We start from the raw sequence: 18,664 nt of genomic DNA, 5'->3' as shown, positions 1-18,664 counted from the left end.
CCCTATGCAAGTAGATCGACGAATTCTGATTCAGCGCCATTACGTATACGGTCTCTTAATGGCCGCCCTAGGCTCCGTGCTGTTTTCCGGAAAAGCCATTCTGGTCAAACTCGCCTTTACCTATGGTGCCAATGCTGAAACCCTCATTGCTTTACGAATGCTGATGGCGCTCCCTCTTTTTTGGGCGATTTATTGGTGGCAAGCCCGCAAAAAACCCATGAGTCCACTCACGCGCTTAGATCAAGTGAAGATATTTGCCTTAGGATTTATGGGTTACTTCTTTTCCAGCTACCTAGATTTTTTAGGTCTCCAATATATATCCGTTGGGCTCGAGAGAATTGTGCTTTACCTCACTCCAACCATCGTATTGCTGATCTCCTATTTTGTTTTAAAAAAAGCCATTAGTCGCCTGCAATGGTACGCATTGCTTGTGGGCTATTTAGGTGTAATCGTGGTATTTATTCAGGATGCTAGTTCAACTGGTTCGATGGCATTACTTGGTATGTTGCTCGTCTTTGCTAGCGCGTGCTCGTATGCCGTCTACATGATTGGCTCCGGTGAAATGGTGAAAAGAGTGGGTAGCGTTCGGTTGGTGGTGTATGCCAGCTCTGCATCTGCACTACTCAGTGTGATTCAAATTCTGATTTACGATCCTGCGGCTGTTTTTGTTCAGGTACAGCAAATCTATTGGCTGAGCTTGCTTAATGCAAGTTTATGTACTGTTATTCCAATGCTGCTCATCATGGTTGCTATCAATCGCATTGGTTCGCCACTCGTTGCCCAAGCTGGCATTCTGGGACCGATCTCAACATTACTGATGGGTTGGATCGTCTTATCTGAACCCATTACTTGGATTCAGATTGGCGGCATGGGTTTGGTGATCGGAGCGATGTGGCTGCTGGTGCGAAATGATGCGCCAAAGGAATCTAAAGAATCTGTAGCCTCAAAATCCAAAGATCTTGAGGCAAGCAGTCCCTTGAATTAATAAACTCAGAAGCTTGAAAGCGAGGCCGAATTTTAAGCGGAAGCTTTACTACTGCAACTTAAGCGGGCTGCGCCTCAGTCTCAGTAATTTTCTCTAGTGCTGCCTCAAGATAATCTACAGTGCGATCAATATTAGCCAACTTTTCGAGGCCAAATAAACCAATCCGGAATGTGCGATAGTCTGGACGCTCATCGCATTGTAAAGGGACACCAGCAGCTGTTTGCAAGCCTAAAGCGATAAACTTCTTGCCCGACTGAATCTCAGGATCCTTGGTATAGCTCACTACGACACCTGGAGACTGAAAGCCTTTCGCAGCAACCGAGTGATAGCCATGGGACTCGAGCAAGGCGCGAACCTTAGCACCCAATTCCTGCTGTCTTTCTTTGAGCGCTGCAAAGCCTAACGTTTGGGTTTCTTGCATGACATTGCGCAAAACTTTAAGGGCATCAGTAGGCATCGTCGTGTGGTAAACGTGGCCACCCTTTTCGTAGGTTTCCATAATTTGGAGCCACTTCTTAAGATCTATAGAGAAGCTACTACTTTGAGTAGATTCAATACGCTCCCGCGCTCTATCACCCATGGCAACCATAGCGCAACAAGGTGAACTACTCCACCCTTTTTGTGGCGCAGTAATAAGGACATCGACATTACACGCCTTCATATCTACCCACATTGCGCCAGAGGCAATGCAATCGAGCACAAACAAGCCATTGACTGAACGAACTGCCTCACCTACTGCCTTGAGATAGCCGTCCGGCAAAATAATACCAGCAGAGGTTTCTACGTGCGGAGCAAAAACCACTGCTGGCTTTTCTTGCTTGATGAAGGCTAATACCTCTTCGATCGGTGCTGGGGCAAAAACACCTTGCACTGAATCTTCCAACTGCCGGCCTTTGAGTACGGTGATGTCCTGTGTAATATTGGCTAAATCAAAAATCTGAGTCCAGCGATAACTAAAGTAGCCGTTGCGTAATACCAGGCACTTTTCATTATTAGCAAATTGACGGGCTACCGCCTCCATGCCATAAGTACCGCTACCAGGAACGATCACTGCGGAGCTCGCGTTGTAGGCATCTTTGAGTACGCTGGAAATATCGACGATTACTTTTTTGAACTCTTCAGACATGTGATTGAGTGAGCGATCGGTATAAACAACCGAGAACTCCATGAGACCGTCTGGATCAACGTGTGGAAGTAAGCCTGGCATAGTAATTTCCTAGAAAATCGTGTGATTAGTCCTAAATGATACTGATTTAGGGTTTTATTGCACTGCAACTCGATTTTCTTTAATTAATTTAGCCCACTTTGCTTGGTCTAAACGCAGAAAAGCCGCAAAATCCTCAGAACTTCCACTTGCAGGTTCGCTTCCCCGCTCAATCATGGCCTTACGGTTTTTTTCCTGACTTAGAGCGGCTATGACACCCTGATTGAGCTTTTGGACGATAGGCTTAGGGGTTCCAGCAGGCACAAACAAGCCAAACCAACCAACTGCGTTGTAACCCAATAGCCCAGAATCTGAAACAGTAGGGATGCTTGGCAAAGCTTCTGAGCGCTTTAATCCAGTTTGCGCTAATGCCAATAATTTTCCGGTTTCAATTTGAGGCATAACAGTTTGAGCAGGCGCAAACATGAGATCAATATGACCTGCCATTAAATCTGTCAGTGCTTGACCAGTCCCCTTGTAAGGAACATGGAGCAAATCAATACCCGCCATGGATGCAAATAATTCGCCAGCTAAATGGGAGGCTGAGCCAGAACCAGAGGAGCCGAAACGAATTTTTCCGGGATTTGCTTTCGCATAAGCAATTAAGCCGCGTATAGAGCTCACATTTAAGCTTGGGCTTGCTGTAACAAGATAGGGTGAAGCGGAGACCAAAGCAACCGGCACAAATGATGAGATATTTTTATCAGTAATAGCGGCAGTAGATCCCATTAATAAGGTGTAGCCATCTGCAGGAGATTGGGCAACTAGCTCTGCACCAATCGATCCACTTGCTCCAGGCCGATTCTCAATTACCAAAGATTGCTTCCATAACTCAAGCATCGAGGGAGTCAATAAACGAATTAATGTATCCGCCCCTCCACCAGGAGGAAAAGGGACCACTATTCTGATAGATTTTGAGGGGAAGCTATTAGCAACCTGAGCAAGTGAAGATGCACAGGAAAGCATACAAGCAATAGTAAGACAGCATACTAAACTACGCCTCAGCATATTCATTTCAAGACTCGTCAATAATCGTTGTTCTTAAAGTTGAAATACCATCAATAGAGCACTCGACCACATCACCTGGCTTGAGGTAAAGGTCCTCTGCATTCTCTTTACCGACAGCCACACCACCAGGGGCACCAGTTGAAAACATATCTCCAGCTTCAATCGGAATAAAACGGGAGAAGTGCTCCAAGATATCTGAGATCTTCCAAATCTGATCCTGCGTATTGACGCGCATACGCTCTTGTCCATTGACTGAGCAAGTCATCCATAAATCATACACGTCTGGAATTTCATCAATGGTAATAATCTCAGGTCCAAGAGGGCCAAATCCAGGAATATTTTTTCCAGTCCAAAAACGCGATCCCGATGCCACTTCACGCAACTGCAAATCTCGGCAAGTAAGATCGTTCAAAATGGTAACGCCAGCAACATAACTCATTGCTTCATCTTTCTTGGCACCCAGCGCCCTTTTGCCTATTATGAATACGAGCTCCGGTTCATAATCCAGTCGCGAAATCCCTCTTGGGCGAACTACTTTTGCATTATGACCAGATAAACATGAATTTAACTTGATAAAGGAGGTGGGCTCTTGTGGAATTTCTTTGATCAGATTGGTTCGCTTGAGCTCTTCCAGATGAGTGCGATAATTCTTACCTACACATAAAAACTTTTCAGCATTTGTTATCGGCGGCAAATACGTAATTTCGTCAACACCCAGCAATAATTCGGGGGCGGATTTGGAAAGCTCTTGAACCCAAGATTTTGCTTGATCCATTGCCTTGTTACCAGCCCGCAGAAACTCTCTCATCGTGATGGGGAAATATTCTATACCTTGTAATTTTGCTGCATCAGCAAAAGGGAGAATCTCCTTACCAACTGCATGAAGAATGCGAGCGCCGATCTCTGGGATTGATGATGTTCCGCGGGTAAATGTCATTAGTCTCATGATGATCTCTTGTGGGTTTAATTTACTTCAATGCACTTCTATTGCTAAAGTTGATACCATATCCTAACCAATATGTAAGGAGATATGAAAAATGCGCAAGCCTGTCACCATCATATTTACAGCGCTAACAATATTCAGCGGCATAGCATTTGCCCAGGATTATCCAAATAAACCCATTAAAGTGATTGTTCCTTACGCCCCTGGGGGTCCATCGGATATTTTTGGCCGCCTGTTATTTCAGAAAATAGCCGAAACTACTGGTAAAACATTCATCATTGAAAACAAACCCGGTGCTAGTGCAAATATTGGCATTCAACAGGTTGCCAAATCGAATCCAGATGGATACACGCTGCTGCTATGCAGTAGTGCATTTGTAATTAATCCCTCCCTCATATCGAACTCCAACTATGATGCATCCCGTGACTTTACCCCGATCTCCCTCCCAGCAAGCTCCCCAAATATCATCGTCGTCAACAACGCATTTCCAGCCAAGAATTTTAAAGATTTCGTCGCACTAATTAAACAAAATCCTGGAAAATATGATTATTCATCTCCAGGCGCTGGAACTAGCCCGCAACTTACAGCGGAATTACTGAAGTTACGAGCCAATTTAGATATTCAACACATTGGATATAACGGGGGAGGTCCTGCTCTTCAAGCCGTCTTGAGCAACGATGTCCCCATGTCTTTTGCAGTACTACCCCCAACAGTTCAACAGATTAAAGGGGGGAAATTACTTGGCCTGGCAATAACTAGCTTAACCAGATATCCATCTTTGCCAGACATTCCTACGGTAGCTGAATCTGGTTACCCAGAATTTGAAGGTGAAACCATTCAGTTTTTGGTGGCTCCTGCGGGGACGCCAAAACCCATTATTCAAAAGCTCAATCAAGAAGTGAATAAAGTACTGACGGATCAAGATATCCGCAATAAACTTTCCGCCCTTGGGTTTATTGTGAATATTCAAACACCAGAGCAGTCAGCCCTAAAAATTAAAACAGAGGTAGACAAGTGGGCTAGAGTCATTAAAACAAATAATATTCAGCCAGATTAATTTGCAGTAATTCCCGCTGCCTTCACTACAAGCTCATTCTTTTTTAACTCAGCGGCCATAAAATTTCTAAATTGAGCTGGGCTACCCCCAAGAATCACTGAACCCTCTGAGGTAAATGCCTCAATCACTTCCTTGCTCTTTAAGCCAGCATTCACTGCCTGATTTATTTTTTGAATCACCATTGGGCCAGTTCCTACGGGAGCCAAAATTCCATACCAAGTTCCAGCTTCAAAACCACTCACCCCTGCTTGCGCCATCGTTGGAACATCGGGTAGTAACGAGGATCTACTTTTGGACGTTAATGCAATCGCCCTTAATTTCCCAGACTTAATAAATGGTGTAGCAGTACTTACCGTATCAAACAACATATCGATATCTCCGCCTAGTAGCGCAGTTAATGCAGGGCTAGTGCCTTTGTATGGAATATGGGTCATTTCCAACTTGCTAGCCATCTTAAAAGATTCACCTGCCAAATGTGCTGCGCTACCGTTTCCAAAGGAGCCATAATTCAAGCGTTTACCAGCCCCCTCCTTTAACAAATCGGCAATCGAATACATTTTTGAATCAGAATTCACAACCAAAACTAAGGGTTGCGCTGAAATCAACACTATTGGCTCAAAACTTTGGACTGGGTCATAAGGCAAGCTAGGGTATGTGAATGGAGTGATAGTCAGGGGTCCTGCGGCACTAAAAAGCAAGGTGTATCCATCAGGTACGGCCTTGGCAACATATTCCTGACCAATGATCCCACCTGCACCCGCTTTATTTTCTACGAGAACAGGTTGATTTAAGCTAGCGGAGAGTATTTTTGCGATCAATCTCGCAGTGAGATCAGTGCCACCACCCGGTGCATATGGCACTACTAATTTAATCGGCTTACTTGGATAGGACTGAGCGAAGGACATTCCGGAGAACAGAAAATAGCATAGCAGAAATAATAATCTGGTGAAATGGCGACTGTAATCTCTAAAGCACACGATATCTACCTCCCCTAATGGTTTATCAGCTTCCCCCCTCTTCATGGAAGGGCCAACAACAACTCAAGATTTTTAAAAATGATTCTTAGCAATTCCAATGGAAAATATTTTAAGACTCTGAATTCATTATTTATATAATCAAACTTACTTTACTATAGAATTTCTAACAAACATTACTCGCTTATTTTTAGAAAAAAATTTGCTGGTTTATTTATCTGTACTCAAAGGTTAAAAATGCTTGAAAATAAAAAGTCTTTGGTGTTACGCGGCTTATATCCAGCCACAATCACTCCTTTCAAGACCGACCTAACTTTGGACTATGAGGCGCTGGCCCAACATCTTCAGCAGACTGCGCGCACACCAGGCGTCAAAGGTATAGCGGTTAATGCAGGACTTGCGGAGATTCTTCAGTTATCTGATGAGGAAAAAATAAAAATACTTGCCTTAGCTCGGGAAGTGATGTTGCCAGGTCAGATTCTCATCAGTGGCATTGAGGGCAGAGGGCCTTCGGCTGTCAAGGATGGTCTTCTCGCAAAGAATGCTGGTGCCGATGCTTTGTTAGTGCTTAACCCCTTTGATGCACGACCCTATCGCAGGCTCGCACAAAATCCAGATTCGGTTTACCAGTTTTATAAAATGTTAGATGAGCAAGTGGATCTACCGATGATTGTGTTTCAGTATCCCGATCCATCGGGATGCGCCTATTCTTTAGACTCCCTCGAAAAAATTGCCTCCATTCGAAATGTCGTTGCCATAAAAGCTGCCTGCGGAACGGTGACACGATACGTGCAAATCTGGGAAAAGTTACATGACAAACTCACCATCTTGGCAGCACTGGACTCCCCTCCCCTACTTGGGATGCTATTGCATGGTGTCCATGGCGCCTTAATTGGCATTAGTGTCATCGATACACCTCAATGGGTGGATCTGATAGATGCAGCGATGCGAGGTGATGCGACTAAGGCACAAAAAATTCATCGCGATTTCTGCATCCCCATTATGGATGGTGTTTTTGAGAATCAAGAGCCTAGTTCAGCTACCAGTGAAGTAGCCTGCGTAAAAGAAGCACTAGTTCAGCTTGGGCAGATACCCAATTCCCTTGTTAGACCCCCAGCCGTAGATGTTACGGATACCCATCGCTCTCATGTGAGACATGGCCTGATTGCCTCAGGATTATTAAAAAATTAGTGGCTTAGTCCTAAGTATGGTTTCGACTTGAGGAAATTAAAATCCCAATAACGATCAAGGCAAAAGCGAGGCCATGAAATAGCTGGGGTGGGTCCCCCAGGATGGCGGCCGAGAGTAAGGCTGTAAAGAGCGGAATCAGGTTAGCAAAAAATGCTGCTACCGTTGGGCCCGCACCACTCACTCCCAAACCCCAGCAGCGATACGCAATCAAGGATGGTCCAATTGCGACAAAGAGGATCAATGCGCCAGTCCAGTAATTCAGATCAATAAAAGCATGTCCAGTAGCAATCTCTACGCTATCGAACAGCATGGTCCACAGGAATCCAATCATGACCTGTGCCATTAAGAACTCTGCCCAAGGCCATTGCCGTTCCGTACTCTGACCAGGGCGGCTAATCATCCAGCTATAAAAGGCCCAGAGAATCGTCGCCAACATAATGAATAAATCACCCATCACCACTTCCATGGTGAGCAGGCTAGCAGGTTCTCCTCGCGTCAAGACCACGATGACACCAACCAAGGAAATAATCGCCCCCACCAGCTGTAGCAGTCTTGGCTTGACTTGATAGAAAAAAGTGCCAATCAGCAGCATCCAGATGGGCATGCTGGCACCAATCAGCGTGACATTAATAGCAGTCGATGTCTGCAAAGCAAGATAGAGCAAGACGTTATAACTTCCCACTCCTAAGAGAGCTAAGACGATAAAGCGAACCTTGTTTTGCCACAAGGCGCTGCTGCTCCTAAAAACCCGCCACCCCAAGGGCAGTAATATCAGTGCTGCCAAACCCCAACGAACCGTACTTAAGGTAACAGGTGAAATGCTACCAACCAATGCTCGTCCGGCAATCGCATTAGCAGCCCATAAAATGGTCGCCAGCGTTAAGTAAAAAACAGTTGAGAGGGTTAATTGGGGCATTAAAAGAGATTTAGAGGAAAAATGAGGTTTTTAGCCTCCAATAAGGGCATTGCCTAGGCATTGTAGAAACAAATGCTCGGTATTGCTAAGATAGAGCTTACATTAGTAGTAGCAACTGGCATTGGCATCACATAAAGGGGTTTTAGTGGCAATCATTACCAATATTGAAGATTTACGAGTTTTACACCAGAAACGTACCCCAAAGATGTTCTATGACTATGCAGACTCCGGGTCATGGACTGAATCTACCTACCGCGCCAACGAGTCTGATTTTCAGAAGATCAAACTACGTCAACGCGTTGCTGTCAACATGACTAATCGCACCACCAAGACAACCATGGTGGGTGAAGAAGTTGCGATGCCCGTTGCGCTAGCACCCACCGGATTAACTGGCATGCAATGTGCTGATGGTGAAATTTTGGCCGCCCGTGCTGCAGAAAAATTTGGCGTGCCATTCTGCTTATCCACTATGAGTATTTGCTCTATTGAGGATGTAGCCGAACGAACCACGAAACCTTTTTGGTTCCAGTTATATGTCATGAAGGATCGCGGCTTTATTGAGCGCCTCATTGAGCGGGCCAAGGTTGCTAAGTGCTCCGCTCTGATGTTAACTTTAGATTTACAGATCTTGGGGCAACGCCATAAAGATTTGAAAAATGGTTTATCAGCGCCTCCAAAACTGACGATGACCAACATCGTCAACATGATGACCAAGCCCCGCTGGTGTATGGGTATGGCAATGACTCCCCGCAGAACCTTTCGAAATATTGTTGGACACGCTACTGGTGTCGGCAATATGTCCTCCCTCTCCTCCTGGACTGCTGAACAGTTTGATCCCGGCTTAAGCTGGGATGATGTGGAGTGGATTAAAAAACTGTGGGGTGGTAAGTTAATTATTAAAGGCATCCTAGATGAAGAAGATGCCCGTTTCGCTGCTAACTCTGGCGCAGATGCCTTGATTGTTTCTAATCATGGTGGCCGTCAACTAGATGGTGCGATTTCGAGTATTAAGGCATTGCCCGGGATTGTGAATGCAGTCGGCAACGATATTGAGGTTTGGATGGACGGTGGCATTCGGTCTGGACAGGATGTGCTCAAAGCCTGGGCGCTGGGCGCTCGCGGCACGATGATTGGCCGCCCTTTTCTCTATGGCTTGGGTGCCATGGGCGAAGCGGGTGTGACTAAATGCTTGGAGATTATTCATAATGAACTCGATATCACTATGGCATTTACTGGACACCGCGACATTCAAAATGTGACTAAAGATATTTTGTATCCAGGAACTTTTTAATATTCAAAATTTAGCCAACTCCCCTGAAATCATATTTGTCATTTCTGCTGTAACCCTCTCTGGGTCAGTGTGGCTTGGTAATGCCGTTTTAAGCCAATACCGCACTAAAGATACCGAGACATCGGCAGATCTGGGAATCATTCAGACGGCAACGCTGACACTGCTCGGCTTAATTATTGGCTTCACCTTCTCTATGGCAATTGCGCGTTATGACTTAAGGCAGAACTATGAAGAAGCGGAAGCCAATGCGGTGGGTACGGAGTTTTTAAGAGCGGATCTACTGCCTAGTAATACTGCAGAAACGATCAAAGGCTTGTTGAATGAATATCTTGACCAACGCATCTTGTTCTACTCTGAGCAGGATCAAGAGACGGCTAAAAAAATCACACGAAGAACCAATGAATTAGAGAAAGCACTCTGGAATGAATTACTTCCGATAGCGCGGACCCAATCTACTCCCGCCATTGCCTTAGTCGTATCCGGCATGAATGATGTGATTAATTCCCGGGGCTATACTCAAGCCGCTTGGTGGAATCGCATCCCAATTGCTGCCTGGTGCCTCATGGCTGCCATCGCTATTGGTGCCAATATTTTGGTGGGTTTCGGGGCCAGGAACTTTAAAAGTAACATCGGTCTTTTTATGATTTTCCCGATGATGGTTTCAATTGCTTTCTTTTTGATTGCTGATATTGATAGTCCCAGAGGGGGCGTTATTCGAATCGATCCACGTAATCTCATTGACTTAAAACATAACATCGCCCCTAAAAATAGTGTGGCCAACTCTATGGGTGATCAAAAATGAAACGAGTCGTTGATGTCTTTAAAGACAGAGGTCGTGAATTAGTATGGACTTATGTCATTCACCTGAACAACATTGAATTTCATCCAGCGCAAATTGACTTTGAACAAGAGGCCTTGCGGCTCTCTCAACTAGATAAGCGCGGCACTCTGAATGAGCTGAGTGCAAAAGCGCGCATAACAGTTAAATGACCTTTAAATAACACTTCAACAAGAATCTACGCATATGAAAGCACTGAGCAAAAAAGCCAAAATGGCAATCGGCTGGACCATCTTAATGACCGTCTTTGGGACTGCAATGCTGCATCAATGGGAATTTTTTGCTATGGGTTGTGCGTCTATTGCATTCCTCTTGGTTGCAAACCAATTCGATCTCTTGAAAGATCCTGAAGACAAAAAATAAGGCCTCCATCTTTCGATCGAGGCCCTTACTAGTCTTTGCTAGACTCGGTTACCGCAGTTCCTATTAGAGCGCTGGATAGTCTGTATACCCTACTTCTGCTCCACCATAGAATGTAGCGCGGTCATAAGCATTGAGGGTTGCACCTTGCTTGAAACGTTCGGCCAAATCTGGATTCGCGATATATAAACGTCCATAAGCAACCGCATCAGCTAAGCCGGCCTCTAGAACAGCTTCACCCATGGCCTGATCATATCCACCAGCACTAATAAATTGGCCTTGGTAGGCTTTACGGAAGATCTCAGAGGTCAATGGTGCCGCTGCATCATTCTGATCATTACCACCAGCAGATGTCGAGCGTGGCTCAATCATGTGAACATAAGCAAGTCCGTAGCCATTCAGTTTATGAATGACTGCATTGAATAAGGCAACCGGATCGCTATCGGCCATATCGTTAAAGCTGCCATAGGGCGATAAGCGTACACCGATACGATTGCTTGGATAGACCTTGGCGATAGACTCGATCACCTCACCCAATAAGCGCATCCGATTCTCTATTGAGCCGCCATACCCATCAGTACGATGGTTCGTTTTATCTTGCAAAAATTGATCTAATAAATAGCCATTAGCCGAGTGAATTTCTACACCATCAAAACCAGCGGTATGCGTATTCTTGGCAGCCAATTCAAAATCTTTTAAGAGACCCGCAATATCCTCAGCAGTCATCGCTTTGGGAGTTTCGTAGTCGTGCAACTGCCAATCGGCACCGTAGGTTTGACCTGCAGGTGCAATGGCAGATGGAGCCTCAGGAACGCCCTGCTCAGGATGCAAGGAGGAATGAGAGATACGGCCAACATGCCATAGCTGCGCGATCATCTTGCCATTGTTTGCATGTACAGCCTCAACAATTTCTTTCCAAGCTGCGGTTTGTTCTGCTGAATAGATTCCTGGGGTGGCAGGATAGCCTTTTCCAAGAGGGGAAATTTGCGTTGCCTCGCTAATAATGAGACCAGCACTTGCTCTTTGTGCATAGTATGTTTTTGCCAAAGGATTTGGCACATCTCCATCAATGGCGCGCATTCTCGTTAAAGGCGCCATCACTAGGCGATTCTGCAATTCAATAGCGCCAAGCTTAACGGGCGTAAACATCATTTCTTTTCCGGACATAAGACTCTTTCTGTTTTACTGATAAATAATTTAACCACTGACTGTAGCAAGAAAGATCAATTCTTGCCCAGCCCCTCTCAATCTTTACGCAAACCCTTGACTGCTCCGCGACTATTCTTTGCATTTCTCTTAAAACGCTCTTGAATGCAATTAGAAAAGACCTGGAACTCTTCTATGTGTGCGGTAGAGGAGCGAGCAACCAAAGCAATCACTCGCTTCGGAGCAGGAGGCGCTAAGGGTCTTGCCACTAGGCTAGTGCCATTGAGTAAGCCACCTCTCACTGCCATCTCGGGTAACAATGCGATCCCCATGCCTGAGTCCACCATCTGCAAGAGGGTTAGCAAACTAGTGGCCTCCATACCATCCGCCTTACGAATATCGGAACGCTTACACGCCTGGAGAGTATGCTCTCTTAAACAGTGCCCCTCCTCTAAGAGCAGTAAACGTTCAGCCATTTTTGCTGGCAAATGAATTTCTTTTCCCTTCAGAGCTGGATCATCCTCTCTGGCTACCAACCAAAACTCATCGTCAAATAACTCCTGGACTAGCAGACCTGAAGTCTCATACGGTAAGGCAATTAAAATAAAATCCAGTTGATGTTCCGCTAATCTATTTAATAGATTCGCTGTGAGATCTTCCCGTAGAGCAATTTTCAGATTTGGAAAGCGCGTACGAATATCTGGCAATACATTCGGCAGTAAAAAAGGGGCAATCGTTGGAATCACACCTAGGCGAATCGTTCCAGCCATCGGCTTGCCAGCAGCGTCGGCATATTCCACTAAATCTTCAGATGCCGCCAAGATGGTCTGTGCCCTCTCCAGAATCTCAAAACCAATGGGCGTAATCGCTACGTTTTGCCGATCGCGCTCCACCAAGCGCACGCCCAAGCTATCTTCCAACTCCTTCAGACCTGCACTTAAAGTGGATTGTCCGACGTAACAGATTTCTGCAGCTCTTGTGAAATTGAGCTCTTTAGCGATTGCCACAAAATAGCGCAGCTGACGTAATGAAGGAAGAGCGGCCATCAGGAAGACCCTTTGATCAATTTATTAGATCAATAATACCATTCTTATTTATTGGGCTGATTAACTGTGAGGCTCAGAATTCATTGGTCATGCAAATCGCTAGAAACAGCCTTAAACGCGGCAAACGCATTAGCTAAAGCTTGATATTCAGAAATAAAATGAAATTAAATTTAAAATAACAAAACTACCTCTAAGGAAGAAATAATGAAATCTTGGCAATGTATTGTGTGTGGCTATATCTATGACGAAGCTAAAGGCATACCAGAAGACGGTATTCCTGCTGGCACTCTTTGGGCTGATGTCCCAGATGATTGGGAATGCCCAGACTGTGGCGTCGCAAAATCTGACTTTGAAATGGTTCAAGTATCTTAATTTAGTTGAGCGCCATTCGGCCCCTTAAGAGTATTTACCAAGCTGTAACTAAGCTGCAACCAAGTCGTAACTAACCGCATCATCAGGGAGCCCAGCTTTGGATCATCAGAATCAATCTTCACAATCGGGCATTGTCATTATTGGCAGTGGACTAGCTGGATATACCGTCATTCGCGAGATTCGCAAACTCGATAAGACTACCGCAATCACTTTAGTTACCCGCGAGCCAGGTTACTTCTATTCAAAGCCCATGCTCTCTACAGCATTAGCCAGCCAGAAGTCTCCGGAACAATTGGCATCCACTAATGCCGAGGGCATGGCAGCTCAACTTGAGCTAACTATTCTCGGCGAAACCGATGTATCTGCTATTGATACTGCTTCACAAACGATTGAAACCTCCAAGGGCACTATTGCTTATGGAAAGCTAGTTCTTGGTTTGGGCGCTGATCAAATTCGCTTACCCTTAGAGGGCAATGCTACCGACGCAGTCATGACCGTAAACGATCTAGAAGAGTACGCCCATTTTCGTAAGGCGCTTGAAGGTAAAAAACGGATTGCGATTCTTGGGGCTGGCCTGATTGGATGCGAGTTTGCCAATGATCTGGTGTCAGGTTCTTATGAAGTAGATGTGATTGATTTGGCCCCACAAGCTTTAGGTCACTTACTTCCTGAGGCAGCAGCACAAATGCTTCAATTAAAATTAAGCGCAGCTGGTGTGCGTTGGCACTTTTCTACTACGGTCAAATCGATTGATCGCAATGGCGATGTCCTTTCCATCACGCTTGCAAACGGATCCGTTATTAACAGTGACGTATTTTTATCGGCAGTGGGTTTAAGACCCCGCTTGGATTTAGCCAAAGCTGCGGGAATTGCAACCGGTGCTGGCATTACAGTCAACCGCCATTTAGAAACCAGCGCAAAGAATGTCTATGCGATTGGAGACTGCGCTGAAGTAGATGGCTTAGTGCTGCCTTATGTCATGCCCATCATGCAGGCAGCAAGGGCCTTAGCCCCCAACCTACTTGGGCAAGTAACTATGCTTACCTATCCGGCCATGCCAGTCATGGTGAAGACTCCTGCACTTCCAACTATTGTCTCGCCGCCAGCTAAGGGTGCCGTAGGTGACTGGAAAATGAATGCTATTGAAGATGGGCTAGAAGCACGCTTTGAATCTAGCGATGGCAAGCTTCTCGGCTTTGCCCTGCTAGGCTCCGCTACTGCTCAACGCGGCTCATTCACTAAAGAATTGCCGCCGATACTGTCATCAGAATGATCGGCAACTATCTATACTAGATTCACTTGCTGCTGAATTTTGCATCAGATAAGAAAAGGCCCGCAATTGCGGGCCTTTTTCATGAGATGCATTGGCTTGATTAATTAACTACTACAAACCAAGTGGAGTTGTGTGACTGAGCACTCATCAAAAATAACATTGGAATAGAAAGTACTGTGTTGATGCGTGAAGTGAGCATTGCAAGGCGTGCAGACTTCGCTTTGACATCCGGCTCAACAGCAACGATACCCAAGGCACGCTTTTGATTTGGCCAAATAATGAACCAGACGTTGAAGGCCATTACTATAGCAATCCACATACCTAAACCAATTGCGCGGAAAGGCGCTTGCAATGTAAATGCCTGATGTGCATAACCATTCAAGATGGCCAAGATTAAACCGCTTACAACAGTAGCTAGGGCTGCCCAACGGAACCAAAACAATGCTGTCGGTGCAATCACTTTAGAAATAGCAGGCTTTTGCTCATCTGGGATTTTGGACATGGAAGGAATCTGCACAAAATTGAAGTACCAAAGCAAACCAATCCACATAACGCCAACGGTGACGTGAATCCAGCGGAACAAGAAAGGCAATTCAAGGGAAGCAAAGTTGCCACCTAAAGCCAAGACAATTAAAACGAGAAGCACAAACCCAGCTAATACTGTGCGCCCTAATGAGGTCAAAATGAATGCCATGATGGTATCTCCTGAATGTAAGAATTGCGTCTAACTATAAACGATTCTAATTTTTTTGTTTAAATACCTGGAAATAGAGTTTTTATTGGGCTGTCCAGCCCCCATCCATATTCCAAGCAACTCCGCGTACTTCCGATGCATCGGGGCCACATAAAAAAACTGCCAGGGCAGCCAATTGCTCTGGAGCTACGAATTCACCAGAGGGCTGCTTCTCAGAAACCAAGGCATTCTTAGCAGCCTCATTCGAAATCCCTTCACGCTCTGCGCGCGCATCCACTTGCTTTTGAACCAGTGGAGTTAAAACCCAGCCTGGACAAATCGCATTACAAGTAATTCCTGTTTTTGCATTCTCTAAAGCGGTTACCTTGGTTAAACCAATAATCCCATGCTTGGCAGCGACATAAGCAGACTTTTGAGTGGAGCCAACGAGACCATGAACGGAGGCAATATTAATAATGCGTCCCCAGTTCCGTTTTTTCATACCAGGTAAGGCGTGATGCGATGTATAAAAAGCAGAACTTAAGTTGATGGCAATAATCGATTCCCACTTATCCGCAGGAAAGTCTTCAACATTTGCGACATACTGAATGCCGGCATTATTCACTAATATGTCTAGTGTGCCAAAGCGCTTTTCAGTTTGCTCAATCAAATCTTGAATTTCATTTGGCTTACTCATATCAGCGCCGTGATATTCCACCTCAACTCCACAAGCCTTAATAGCAGCAACAGCCGCATCTTTCTCACCAAAGCCATTCACCATAATATTGGCACCCTGCTTTGCCAACCCAATCGCAATTGCTAAACCAATGCCACTAGTTGAGCCAGTGACGAGGGCTGTTTTACCTTTTAAATTCGACATGTTCTTATTCGCTCTTAATTGCTAAATCAAGTTAAGCCTTAGTCCCCTGCAGGGGATTTATAGGCGATTAAAGTTCGATGTTACAGGATGCAGATAGAACCTGGATTAGATCTTCCCAAGCGCCTTCAGTATCTTTTCACAAGTAATCGGCTGATCAAATACTGCTGCATTCAACGGCGCGAGAGCATCGTTGATGGCATTCTGGACGGCTCCAGGAGCTCCAGCTGTACCCGCCTCACCTGCCCCTTTTGCACCCAATTTCGATGACTGGGTTGGGGTCTCTACGTGAGCGACTTCAATATCTGGCATCTCGTTGGCCATCGGTACTAAATAGTCAGCCATACTGCCATTACGCAGTAAACCACTCTCGTCATAGAGGCACTCTTCGAAAAGGACTCCGCCAATACCCTGAACAATGGCGCCGCGGACCTGCTCATCCACCAACATCGGATTTAAGACTCGACCGCAATCCTCAACCGCCCAATGTTTTAAGAGCTTCACGAAACCAGTATCGGGGTCGACTTCAACATACGAAGCCTGAACACCATTGGTGAAGATAAAGGGATAGTCTTTTTGGGTGTAGTGACGAGTCACCATCAGATCGGCAGAGAATCCTACCGGTAAAGTATCCGTACGGAAGTAACCAATCCGGCCAATTTCACTAAAAGGTAAAAGGGATTCTCCGCTCGCCTTATCCAACACCGCGCCACGGCGCACCGTTAACTCCTCGGGAGGCCTACTCAGAATTGCTCCGGCCAGTTTCAGGATATTTTCTTGCAGTGCTTGGCAAGCGAGCAGCACGGCCTCACCACCTACTCCAGCACCACGCGAGGCCCAGGTACCTCCACCGTAAGGCGTAACGTCGGTATCGCCGGTAATGATACGAACATCTTTAATCGAGAGGCCTACTGCATCAGCAGCAATTTGCGCATAGATGCCTTCGGTACCCTGACCTTGTTCGCCAACACCAATCAAGATCGAGACCACTCCGCTAGGATCTAAACGCGCAGAAGCGCCATCCTGAGAGGCAATGCGTGCACCGCCCACACCATAGAAAGCTGGACTAGGATTCGTTAACTCAATTAAGGTTGCGAAACCAATGCCGCGATAGATGCCTTGTTTGCGTAACTCTGACTGCTCCTGAAGCAAGGCTTTGTAATCCATCATTTTTTCAATGGTTCGTAAGCATTGCTCGTGCGACAACACTTCTAACTTAATTCCAGAAATGCCAGAGCAAGGATAGGCATCATCGGGAATCACATTGCGTTTACGAAACTCCAAGGGATCCATCCCTAACTTGCGAGCTGCTAAATCTACCAAGCCCTCAGTGACGGCACAAGCAATCGGGTGCCCCACACCACGATACTGGCAAGTAGGCGTTTTATTCTGAAACACCACATTGAGTTTGGCTCTGTAATGTTGATGTTTATAAGGACCACCAACTAAATTGACTACCTGGTTACCCTCAATCGCGCTGGTTCTGGGGAACATCGAATAAGGGCCAATAGCCGTGAGATCGTCAATCTCAAACGCCAGAATATCGCCCTCTTTATTAGCCGCAATGCGTCCCTTAATACGATGTTCACGTGCATGAATATCACTTGTAAAAGATTCCAATCGATCCGCAACAAATTTGACTGGTCGCTCGAGCATCATCGCTAAACCAACGGTAGCAAAGTCATCGGGATAGGCATGTACCTTAATACCGAACGATCCACCCACGTCTTTACAGATCACATGCACATCCGATTCAGATAGACCAAATTGGCGGCAATACAAATCTTGCATCATGTGTGGCGCTTGCTGCGAGTGATATACCGTCAGACGACGATCGCCTGGGTTGAAGTCGGCAATTTGGCAGCGAGGCTCTAAGGTGACACCCGTATGTCGACCAAATGCGAAGGTAGCTTCCGCAACCACGTCTGCGCTTGCAAATACCTCGTCTACCTGACCAACGTCTAAGCTGCGAGTGAAACATAAGTTGTCACCTAGCTCTGGATGAATCACTGGCGTGTCTGCATCTAAGGCGGTTTCCATAGACACGACTGCGGGTAATTCTTCCCACTCAACCTCAATAAACTGCAAAGCATCTTCTGCTTGAGCGCGTGTTTCCGCAACAACCGCTACTACTGGTTCTCCTTGCCAACAGGCACGATCAATCGCTAAGGCATATTGAGGGGCGGATTTCATGCCAGCTAAATGACCTAAGGTAGCCACCCATGGCTTGCACAGCTCGGCCATTTTGACGCCATCTACGATCGCTAATACACCCGGCATTTTGCTAGCTTGCTGAGTATGAATTTTGCCAATTTTCATATGGGCTAGTGGCGAGCGCCAATACACAACATGACCCATTCTGGGGAGTTGAATATCGTCAACGTAAGTACCCTGACCTTCTAACAGTCGACGGGCTTGGTGACGAGGCTCGCTACTACCAATATAGCGTTGATCATTGGTTACTGGATCAAGAACTAATCCTTTGAGATCTACTGGCTTATTCATAATCA

Annotated in this window: 19 protein-coding genes; 9 read left to right on the top strand and 10 right to left on the bottom strand. The window is 45.9% G+C overall.

Annotated features, from left to right (window positions below; genetic code table 11):
• Nucleotides 1-4: 4 nt before the first annotated feature.
• Nucleotides 5-985, top strand: coding sequence for a DMT family transporter (locus ICN15_RS04070; protein WP_216201355.1), 981 nt, complete (start codon nucleotides 5-7; stop codon nucleotides 983-985).
• 58 nt (nucleotides 986-1,043) lie between these two features.
• Here ICN15_RS04070 and ICN15_RS04065 read toward each other — a convergent pair whose 3' ends face one another.
• The 3 genes from ICN15_RS04065 to ICN15_RS04055 all read right to left on the bottom strand — a co-directional run bounded on the left by ICN15_RS04065 (nucleotide 1,044) and on the right by ICN15_RS04055 (nucleotide 4,143).
• Complete coding sequence (locus ICN15_RS04065; RefSeq protein WP_216201354.1) at nucleotides 1,044-2,192, bottom strand: aminotransferase class V-fold PLP-dependent enzyme; 1,149 nt, start codon at nucleotides 2,190-2,192, stop codon at nucleotides 1,044-1,046.
• 54 nt (nucleotides 2,193-2,246) lie between these two features.
• Nucleotides 2,247-3,089, bottom strand: a complete 843-nt coding sequence (locus tag ICN15_RS04060) for a tripartite tricarboxylate transporter substrate binding protein (RefSeq protein WP_216201353.1) — start codon at nucleotides 3,087-3,089, stop codon at nucleotides 2,247-2,249.
• 115 nt (nucleotides 3,090-3,204) lie between these two features.
• Nucleotides 3,205-4,143 carry a fumarylacetoacetate hydrolase family protein gene (locus tag ICN15_RS04055; protein ID WP_216201352.1) on the bottom strand — a complete coding sequence of 313 codons (939 nt, stop codon included), beginning with the start codon at nucleotides 4,141-4,143 and terminating at the stop codon, nucleotides 3,205-3,207.
• A gap of 91 nt (nucleotides 4,144-4,234) precedes the next feature.
• On the opposite strand from ICN15_RS04055, the gene ICN15_RS04050 reads away from it, so the two are divergent.
• Complete coding sequence (locus tag ICN15_RS04050) at nucleotides 4,235-5,197, top strand: tripartite tricarboxylate transporter substrate binding protein (protein ID WP_216201351.1); 963 nt, start codon at nucleotides 4,235-4,237, stop codon at nucleotides 5,195-5,197.
• On the opposite strand, the gene ICN15_RS04045 is transcribed toward ICN15_RS04050, so the two are convergent.
• Nucleotides 5,194-6,102 (bottom strand): tripartite tricarboxylate transporter substrate binding protein, encoded by a 909-nt coding sequence (locus ICN15_RS04045; RefSeq protein WP_216201350.1) that lies wholly within the window; start codon nucleotides 6,100-6,102, stop codon nucleotides 5,194-5,196. The genes ICN15_RS04050 and ICN15_RS04045 overlap by 4 nt on opposite strands.
• Before the next feature lie 306 nt (nucleotides 6,103-6,408).
• Here ICN15_RS04045 and ICN15_RS04040 point away from each other — a divergent pair, with 306 nt between their 5' ends.
• Nucleotides 6,409-7,362 carry a dihydrodipicolinate synthase family protein gene (locus tag ICN15_RS04040; protein ID WP_216201349.1) on the top strand — a complete coding sequence of 318 codons (954 nt, stop codon included), beginning with the start codon at nucleotides 6,409-6,411 and terminating at the stop codon, nucleotides 7,360-7,362.
• Nucleotides 7,363-7,372: 10 nt separating this feature from the next.
• Here ICN15_RS04040 and ICN15_RS04035 read toward each other — a convergent pair whose 3' ends face one another.
• The gene (locus ICN15_RS04035; RefSeq protein WP_216201348.1) at nucleotides 7,373-8,278 is read right to left on the bottom strand and encodes a DMT family transporter; all 906 of its coding nucleotides are present in this window, start codon (nucleotides 8,276-8,278) and stop codon (nucleotides 7,373-7,375) included.
• A 145-nt stretch (nucleotides 8,279-8,423) separates the two neighbouring features.
• On the opposite strand from ICN15_RS04035, the gene ICN15_RS04030 reads away from it, so the two are divergent.
• The 4 genes from ICN15_RS04030 (at nucleotide 8,424) to ICN15_RS04015 (ending at nucleotide 10,770) form a co-directional block, all read left to right on the top strand.
• Nucleotides 8,424-9,569: an L-lactate dehydrogenase gene (locus ICN15_RS04030; RefSeq protein ID WP_216201347.1), complete on the top strand. Its 1,146-nt coding sequence runs from the start codon at nucleotides 8,424-8,426 to the stop codon at nucleotides 9,567-9,569.
• Nucleotides 9,570-9,636: 67 nt separating this feature from the next.
• A complete protein-coding gene (locus tag ICN15_RS04025) occupies nucleotides 9,637-10,371 on the top strand; it encodes a hypothetical protein (protein WP_370625396.1) in 735 nt (244 codons plus the stop codon).
• The gene (locus ICN15_RS04020) at nucleotides 10,368-10,559 is read left to right on the top strand and encodes a hypothetical protein (RefSeq protein WP_216201346.1); all 192 of its coding nucleotides are present in this window, start codon (nucleotides 10,368-10,370) and stop codon (nucleotides 10,557-10,559) included. The genes ICN15_RS04025 and ICN15_RS04020 overlap by 4 nt, the downstream gene beginning before the upstream one ends.
• 34 nt (nucleotides 10,560-10,593) lie before the next feature.
• Complete coding sequence (locus ICN15_RS04015; protein WP_216201345.1) at nucleotides 10,594-10,770, top strand: hypothetical protein; 177 nt, start codon at nucleotides 10,594-10,596, stop codon at nucleotides 10,768-10,770.
• Between the two features lie 63 nt (nucleotides 10,771-10,833).
• Here the strand turns inward: ICN15_RS04015 and ICN15_RS04010 are convergent, their stop codons facing one another.
• Both ICN15_RS04010 and ICN15_RS04005 read right to left on the bottom strand, forming a co-directional pair.
• Complete coding sequence (locus ICN15_RS04010) at nucleotides 10,834-11,934, bottom strand: alkene reductase (protein ID WP_216201344.1); 1,101 nt, start codon at nucleotides 11,932-11,934, stop codon at nucleotides 10,834-10,836.
• Between the two features lie 77 nt (nucleotides 11,935-12,011).
• Complete coding sequence (locus tag ICN15_RS04005; protein WP_216201343.1) at nucleotides 12,012-12,959, bottom strand: hydrogen peroxide-inducible genes activator; 948 nt, start codon at nucleotides 12,957-12,959, stop codon at nucleotides 12,012-12,014.
• Nucleotides 12,960-13,163: 204 nt separating this feature from the next.
• Between ICN15_RS04005 and ICN15_RS04000 the strand changes: the two genes are divergently transcribed.
• A complete protein-coding gene (locus tag ICN15_RS04000; RefSeq protein WP_216201342.1) occupies nucleotides 13,164-13,331 on the top strand; it encodes a rubredoxin in 168 nt (55 codons plus the stop codon).
• A gap of 97 nt (nucleotides 13,332-13,428) precedes the next feature.
• Nucleotides 13,429-14,604: an NAD(P)/FAD-dependent oxidoreductase gene (locus ICN15_RS03995; RefSeq protein WP_216201341.1), complete on the top strand. Its 1,176-nt coding sequence runs from the start codon at nucleotides 13,429-13,431 to the stop codon at nucleotides 14,602-14,604.
• Between the two features lie 100 nt (nucleotides 14,605-14,704).
• Here ICN15_RS03995 and ICN15_RS03990 read toward each other — a convergent pair whose 3' ends face one another.
• From ICN15_RS03990 to ICN15_RS03980, 3 genes are all read right to left on the bottom strand, one after another.
• Nucleotides 14,705-15,298: a urate hydroxylase PuuD gene (locus ICN15_RS03990; protein WP_216201340.1), complete on the bottom strand. Its 594-nt coding sequence runs from the start codon at nucleotides 15,296-15,298 to the stop codon at nucleotides 14,705-14,707.
• A gap of 82 nt (nucleotides 15,299-15,380) precedes the next feature.
• A complete protein-coding gene (locus ICN15_RS03985; RefSeq protein WP_216201339.1) occupies nucleotides 15,381-16,157 on the bottom strand; it encodes a 3-hydroxybutyrate dehydrogenase in 777 nt (258 codons plus the stop codon).
• A 105-nt stretch (nucleotides 16,158-16,262) separates the two neighbouring features.
• Entirely contained in the window at nucleotides 16,263-18,659 is a 2,397-nt protein-coding gene (locus ICN15_RS03980) for a xanthine dehydrogenase family protein molybdopterin-binding subunit (RefSeq protein ID WP_216201338.1), read from the bottom strand.
• Between the last annotated feature and the right edge of the window lie 5 nt (nucleotides 18,660-18,664).

The organism is Polynucleobacter sp. CS-Odin-A6 (assembly GCF_018882095.1).
Taxonomy (GTDB): Bacteria; Pseudomonadota; Gammaproteobacteria; order Burkholderiales; family Burkholderiaceae; genus Polynucleobacter.
This window is presented reverse-complemented; position numbering and strand designations above follow the sequence as displayed.

What these genes read in the sequence shown, in the direction of transcription:
- ICN15_RS04070 (WP_216201355.1), top strand. Translation starts at nt 5, where the DNA reads ATGCAAGTAGATCGACGAATTCTGATTCAGCGCCATTACGTATACGGT.
- ICN15_RS04065 (WP_216201354.1), bottom strand. Translation starts at nt 2,192, where the DNA reads ATGCCAGGCTTACTTCCACACGTTGATCCAGACGGTCTCATGGAGTTC.
- ICN15_RS04055 (WP_216201352.1), bottom strand. Translation starts at nt 4,143, where the DNA reads ATGAGACTAATGACATTTACCCGCGGAACATCATCAATCCCAGAGATC.
- ICN15_RS04050 (WP_216201351.1), top strand. Translation starts at nt 4,235, where the DNA reads ATGCGCAAGCCTGTCACCATCATATTTACAGCGCTAACAATATTCAGC.
- ICN15_RS04045 (WP_216201350.1), bottom strand. Translation starts at nt 6,102, where the DNA reads ATGTCCTTCGCTCAGTCCTATCCAAGTAAGCCGATTAAATTAGTAGTG.
- ICN15_RS04040 (WP_216201349.1), top strand. Translation starts at nt 6,409, where the DNA reads ATGCTTGAAAATAAAAAGTCTTTGGTGTTACGCGGCTTATATCCAGCC.
- ICN15_RS04035 (WP_216201348.1), bottom strand. Translation starts at nt 8,278, where the DNA reads ATGCCCCAATTAACCCTCTCAACTGTTTTTTACTTAACGCTGGCGACC.
- ICN15_RS04020 (WP_216201346.1), top strand. Translation starts at nt 10,368, where the DNA reads ATGAAACGAGTCGTTGATGTCTTTAAAGACAGAGGTCGTGAATTAGTA.
- ICN15_RS04015 (WP_216201345.1), top strand. Translation starts at nt 10,594, where the DNA reads ATGAAAGCACTGAGCAAAAAAGCCAAAATGGCAATCGGCTGGACCATC.
- ICN15_RS04010 (WP_216201344.1), bottom strand. Translation starts at nt 11,934, where the DNA reads ATGTCCGGAAAAGAAATGATGTTTACGCCCGTTAAGCTTGGCGCTATT.
- ICN15_RS04005 (WP_216201343.1), bottom strand. Translation starts at nt 12,959, where the DNA reads ATGGCCGCTCTTCCTTCATTACGTCAGCTGCGCTATTTTGTGGCAATC.
- ICN15_RS04000 (WP_216201342.1), top strand. Translation starts at nt 13,164, where the DNA reads ATGAAATCTTGGCAATGTATTGTGTGTGGCTATATCTATGACGAAGCT.
- ICN15_RS03990 (WP_216201340.1), bottom strand. Translation starts at nt 15,298, where the DNA reads ATGGCATTCATTTTGACCTCATTAGGGCGCACAGTATTAGCTGGGTTT.
- ICN15_RS03985 (WP_216201339.1), bottom strand. Translation starts at nt 16,157, where the DNA reads ATGTCGAATTTAAAAGGTAAAACAGCCCTCGTCACTGGCTCAACTAGT.
- ICN15_RS03980 (WP_216201338.1), bottom strand. Translation starts at nt 18,659, where the DNA reads ATGAATAAGCCAGTAGATCTCAAAGGATTAGTTCTTGATCCAGTAACC.